General features: G+C 71.5%; 6 protein-coding genes and 1 pseudogene. 5 read left to right on the top strand and 2 right to left on the bottom strand.

All coding sequences use genetic code 11. From position 1 onward, the window contains the following. The first annotated feature begins 498 nt into the window (after positions 1–498). Positions 499–1,038: a YrhB domain-containing protein gene (locus tag ACFV0G_RS22110; protein ID WP_380550397.1), complete on the top strand. Its 540-nt coding sequence runs from the start codon at positions 499–501 to the stop codon at positions 1,036–1,038. A 401-nt stretch (positions 1,039–1,439) separates the two neighbouring features. Here the strand turns inward: ACFV0G_RS22110 and ACFV0G_RS22105 are convergent, their stop codons facing one another. Both ACFV0G_RS22105 and ACFV0G_RS22100 read right to left on the bottom strand, forming a co-directional pair. Beyond that, the gene (locus tag ACFV0G_RS22105) at positions 1,440–1,628 is read right to left on the bottom strand and encodes a DUF4265 domain-containing protein (RefSeq protein ID WP_380550394.1); all 189 of its coding nucleotides are present in this window, start codon (positions 1,626–1,628) and stop codon (positions 1,440–1,442) included. 162 nt (positions 1,629–1,790) lie between these two features. Then, positions 1,791–3,176, bottom strand: coding sequence for a replication-relaxation family protein (locus ACFV0G_RS22100; protein WP_380550400.1), 1,386 nt, complete (start codon positions 3,174–3,176; stop codon positions 1,791–1,793). Here ACFV0G_RS22100 and ACFV0G_RS22095 point away from each other — a divergent pair. From ACFV0G_RS22095 to ACFV0G_RS22080, 4 genes and pseudogenes are all read left to right on the top strand, one after another. After that, positions 3,163–3,489: a hypothetical protein gene (locus tag ACFV0G_RS22095; RefSeq protein WP_380550403.1), complete on the top strand. Its 327-nt coding sequence runs from the start codon at positions 3,163–3,165 to the stop codon at positions 3,487–3,489. The two genes, ACFV0G_RS22100 and ACFV0G_RS22095, sit on opposite strands and share 14 nt — an antisense overlap. A 235-nt stretch (positions 3,490–3,724) precedes the next feature. Next, complete coding sequence (locus ACFV0G_RS22090) at positions 3,725–4,189, top strand: hypothetical protein (RefSeq protein WP_380550391.1); 465 nt, start codon at positions 3,725–3,727, stop codon at positions 4,187–4,189. 330 nt (positions 4,190–4,519) lie between these two features. After that, positions 4,520–4,648, top strand: a pseudogene (locus tag ACFV0G_RS22085) (helix-turn-helix domain-containing protein); the annotation flags it as partial. Between the two features lie 196 nt (positions 4,649–4,844). After that, positions 4,845–5,120 (top strand): hypothetical protein, encoded by a 276-nt coding sequence (locus ACFV0G_RS22080; RefSeq protein ID WP_380550388.1) that lies wholly within the window; start codon positions 4,845–4,847, stop codon positions 5,118–5,120. Positions 5,121–5,396: the final 276 nt, after the last annotated feature.

The raw sequence follows: 5,396 nt of genomic DNA, 5'->3' as shown, positions 1-5,396 counted from the left end.
CGCTCAACGCCTTCGAGATCGCCTTCGACGGCCGACTCTCCATCGGCCGCCGCTAACTCAACCCACCCGAGTTACACCGTTCAATGGACAGACCCGCAACCCGCGGTCCCTCGCGCAGGCTCGCGCAACCGAGGGGCGAGCCGGTGCGCAAGCGCAGAGTAGAGCCCGGCGGCGGAGCGGTGCGCGGGTGCGCATGCGCAAACCGCTGCCTTGCGCATGCGCAAGTCGTCGGCGATGTCCGTGCGCATACGCACGGCGATGGCAGTGGAGCGAGGCCCTGCGCAAGCCGCCGGGCCGGTTGCGCATGCGCACGCGGGCCTTGATGCGACCGGAACCGATAGCTGGCCAATGGATCGACGGCCCTGTGTAGGTGGTGACTTGGGTTGGAGGTGGTAGTTGGCCAGTCTCGGCAGCGATTGTTGGCCTCTCTGCGCCGGGTGCCGGACGGTACCGGATCGACGACGGCTGCACCGAAACCCGGTTGACGTGGAGTGAAGGATGGAAAGTGTGATTTCCCAACAACAAGCGGTCGAGCTGGTCGAGTCCTATCTTGAGCGGGAGCGGCCGACCTGGACCTGGGCGAGGCTGATCCCGAAGCTGGCCGTCTACGCCGTGGAAGAGCGGGCGGTCGGATGGCTCGCCTACTGGACCTCGGCGGAGGGCGCCCGCAACCCGGCTCTGCGTGGGAACCTCCTCGGCGGCCCCCTCCTGGTCGACCGGGAGGATGGGAGCATCCACTTCGTTCCCGGTAGCCGCTTGACCGATGACTGGGAGGAGGACTACCTGTGGCAGGTCAAGGGCATCAGGCCGCCAGACCCTCTTGCCGCGAGCGTCCGCCACCTCGCGGACTCCGTCGGGATCGCTGCCGCCATGCAGCACCTGCGCAAGCAGGCCACGCGGATGAGCCTGAAGGAGGCCAAGGCCTACGTGACGAGTGTCAGGGACGGGAGTGAACCGCCCGAGGAGCTGGCCAGCCTCACCCGCAAGCCCAATCCGGACCTGGGTCCGATCGAGACGTTGGCCAGCCCGGTCCGATAGCAGTCCGGCTGCACGCCGGGTTCCGCCGGGTGGGGAAGCCTTGGTCGGGGCTCTGCTTCAAATGGGGCTGTGCCCAACTGGCACTGCCGGTGGTCAGCTATTGCTTCCGGTCACACTTGATCGCTGACCTTTGACAACGAACCTGGACCGCTTGCCATCGAAGGTGGACCGAACGGAGTTCGTGCCAGCGAAGATGGACCGCTGCAGGTTCGCTACTTCCTCTGCCGTAGCCCCCTGAGCGCAGGAACCCTCGCTGGGCCGCCAAGGCGCGAGTCCCCCCATGCGCACAGGACCGGTCCTGGAGGAGAACCACACTGACCTCCGCACGGCCTCAGCGGCCCCTCGGGCGACGCCGGGTCAGTCCTCATCCATCAGGTCGCCGAGGTCGAGGCCGCCCAGGGTCAGGCGTTCCACCACTCATCGGTCCCGCAGCCGACCTCAAAGTGCCACCAGCTATCCTCTTGTCCTTGACTCAGCAGTGCCTTGATCCCGGCGAAGTCCGCGTCGGCCGGGTCGTTGAAGGCCACCATGGGGAAATCGGTGCTCATGACCTCACCCCCAAGGTTGAAGACAGCCAGGCGTTGGTGCACTGCTTGAGGACTACGGCCTAGCGGGGACGGGAACGGTGTTGTGGTCTGCTTTCGGGGGTGAATTCCGCCGGTAATTCCGTTGGTCGTTTTGGTGGATTGATTTCAGGCCGACGCCCCAAGCGGGCCGACCCGACCCCCAACCCCACCTGCCACCACACACAGTCACCAAACCAGCCAGCCGACACCACCTGCCAGACGCCCTCGACAGGCCCAACCAAAGGTCCAGACAACCCGGCCTCCAGGGCCATTCCACGCCCACCACAACCAACAGGTCACACCCGGCGGCCCCTCGCCGGGTGGAGCTTTGCGTGCAGCACGCGGTCCTCCCACCACGGATCGTCCGGAGTGGAGACCCGCGCGGCCACCAGCTCGCGCTTGGTCGGGACCGGCAGCATCAGCGGGCCCAAGTCCTTTGCAGCGCGGGCCTGTACACACTCGGGGCACGCCAGCCGGTCCGGGCCAGCCTTCTCGGTCAGCTCCAGCTCCGAGCCCTCCTTCCCCCCCGATCGAGCCCCGACACGTCCAACACGGGCGCAGCGCGGCATTCGCCTCCCGGGCGGCCTCCAACTGTTCCTCGGCCTCCCGTTCCAGGCGCTCGGCGTGTTCCTGGTGGCAGGGCCAGCAGCGGCCACCCGGGCGGCGGGTCCACTCGACCTGTCCCTGGCGGCCGTACTCCCAGGTGGTCTCCTCCTCGGGAACGTCGTCGCAGTCGATGCAGACCAGGGAGTCCATCAGCTCCTGGTGGGCCTTGTGCTCCTCGTCCTCGCGGGCGGCCTGGCGCAGGTCATAGGCGGCCCGGCTGTTCGGGTTCTCCAACGCCTCGATGAGGGAGTGCCGGCCCGAGCGGCCGAAGCGCCACCAGACGGGCCCGAGCGGCCCGTGCTCGGCCAGCAGCTCCAGGATGGTCGCGACGATGGGCACGGCGGCGTCGTACTCGCGCCACCCATCGTCGTTGTAGTCGCGAACCTCTCTGCACCACCGGCCGCGCCAGCAGTCGGCGGACAGGTCCGCGACGGCCTGCTGCCGGTTGGCCAGCGCGAGAGGTCCGGCGTCGGTGACGACCAGGGCGACCGGCGGGTACCCGGGCCGGGTGTGGTCGGGCCAGGTGCGGCGCCACCAGTGCACCGTGCGGTCGGCCGGCTCCTGGTTGGCGAGGGCCGGGTCGTTGTCGCGGACCTTGGTGCGGAACAGCTCGCGGCAGCGGGGGAACTTCGCGGCGACGTCGGCCGGGGCCATGGTGGAGCGGTCGACCTCGACCATGAGGACCGGCACCCCGATCTCCGGGGCCTGCCACACGCCGTCCGGGCGCACCTTGCGCTTGCCGCCGGGCAGCAGGAACTCGGTCTCGGTCGACCAGGACCGCACCGTGCCGACCCCGCCCGCGGCCCCAGGCGCGCGGCCGCCCAGGACGAACGCGGCGATCGTCTCGTTGACCGCCATCGCGTGCTGGGCGCCGGAGCGGCCGGCGCCCCGGGCGGTGCCGCCCATCTCCGATGTGCCGGTCCCGGGTGTTGCCGTCCGAGGCGACCAGGCCGTGCAGCGCGAGATCGCCGAGCGGCTGCCGGATCGCCTTGTTCGACGCCGCCCCGGGGCACAGCAGGCGCTGGAGTTGGTCGGCGGTGGCGACCTTGAGGACGCCGAGCGCGCCGAGGACGTCGGCCCGCAGCGCGGTGGTCGAGCCGTTCGGGTTCGCAGACCCGCGCCGGTACGCGGTCCGTCCCGGCCGGGACGGCTCGGCCGGTTCGACGGCGTCGGCCTGGCCGTCGTTGTCGGGCTGGTCGTCGTTGTCGTCGGGCTGGGCAAGGCTCTGACGGGTGCTCACGGACGTCTCCCGGTGGTCGTGGTCGGCTGCTGCCTCTGAGGGATATCCGGCGCTCCCGACAGCCGCTAAGCCCGTTCTCGGCCCGCGCGCCGCGCCCTCTCCCACCACCCCGGTCCGGCACCCCGCCGCCGCTCCCCGACTAGCGAGCGGCCGGCACCAGCCGGACGCGAGAAAAGGAAAAGCCCACCGCAGGTGCAACAACCACGGGAGCGCGGCGAGGACTGCGGCCCGCTCGACCTCCTACCCGCCCCGGAGCTGCCAGTCGAGGGCGGCAGTGTGTACCAGCCCGCCGCCGAGCTCGCGTACACCGCCGGCACCGGCGACGAGCGGCACCGGCTGCGGGCGTTCGTCGAACGGCACCCGCCCCGGTGTCGGTGCGGAGGAGACCGCGGCGCAGCTGGCGGCCTGCGCCGCCCTGTGGGAGCAGACGGGCGAGGGTGGCCGGGGCCGGGCGTGGGAGCGGCGCTGGCGGGCGTTCCCGCGGCTGCTGGTGGTCCCGGTCGGCACGGCGGCCGCCGGGGTACGCGGCGCGGTGACGGGCCTACGCCTCGCCACCGAGGAAAACCCGACTGCCGCCGAGCTGCTCACCACCGTCCCGGCCGGCGCCGCCCAGATCGAGGACCTCGTCCAGCGCGGCCCGTCCGCCCCCATCTGGCACCCACTCAGCGGCAGCGGCAGCGGCGGACGGCCGTACGGGTGGACCGAGCTATGGAGGACTTCGGCGTTATCGCAGGGTTGAACACATCGTTCCGCGCAGCACAGAACAATCGCGGCCGACGGCAACCCGGCAGGTGGACTACTCGAAGCAGAGCCCCCGCCGGGTGTCCGCCCCCGCCTCCCCGACCAGGTCAGCCCGGCCGGGAGGGATGGACTGCCCGGTGACACCCGGCACGGTGCCGCTGCCAAGCCAGCGGCACCGTCAGCGGATCAGACCTTCAGGGCCCAGGCGTCGAGGAAGTTTGGCCACGCCACCGCCCCCGCCCGGGCGGTCCGGGGGAAAGCCTGTACGAGTTCCGGGTCGAGCCTTCTGAGAGGATGACGCCATGGCCGGCACCCCGATGGCCGACCTCTGGCCGACCCTGCCCGGCGCCGACACCCGCCCCGAGGCGGCTACGGGCTGCTCCAGGCGGCCGTCGAGTCGTTCGCGGAGCGCGGCTTCCACGCCACCACCACCCGAGACATCGCCACCGCCGCCGGGATGAGCCCGGCCGCGCTGTACATCCACTACCAGTCGAAGGCCGCGCTGCTGGCCGAGATCAGCCAGGCCGGGCACGCCGCCACGCTGACCCTGGTCCGGCAGGCGGTGGCCGGCGAGGGCGGCCCGGCGGAGCGGATGCGGCGGCTGGGTCGAGCATTTCACCGCCTGACACGCCCGGGCCCGGACGGTCGGCCGCGTGGTCAACTACGAGCTGCACGCGCTGCCCGAGGACGCCTACGCGGTGGTCGCGGCACTGCGGCTGGACATCGAGCGCGAGGTCAGCGCGCTGATCGAGGCGGGCGCGGTGGCCGGCGACTTTCAGGTCTCGGAGGTGCGGACGGCGGCCCGCGCGGTCACCTCGCTGGGCATCGACGTTTCCCGCTGGTACACCGACCGCTCGACCGAGACGCCGGAGGAACTCGGCCGCCGCTACGGCGAGTTGGTGCTGCGGATGCTCGGCGCCCGGGTCTGAGGCGAAAGCGGGCCGCGCGGTCCCTTGACCTGCTCACTGGGGGCGAGCAGACTCGTATACGAAGTACGTGTGCCTCGTAGGCGTACAGCGCAGGGACCGGCACACAGGGTGGCACCGCGAGGCGCCCCTCCCTGACGCACTCCCACCGCAGCCCCGACGCTGCGGATCGAAGCAGATCACCTCCCGCGGCGACCACGCCCCCGACCGGCGGCGCCGACGGGAGCAACCCCCGACCCGGGCCGGCCCGGCCGGGTTGTGCCGCCGCCACGCCGCGGC

Origin of the sequence: Kitasatospora sp. NPDC059571, assembly GCF_042735675.1 — a bacterium.
Lineage (GTDB): Bacteria > Actinomycetota > Actinomycetes > Streptomycetales > Streptomycetaceae > Kitasatospora.
The sequence above is the reverse complement of the archived record's forward strand: the minus strand, read 5'-3'. Positions and strand labels throughout refer to the sequence as shown.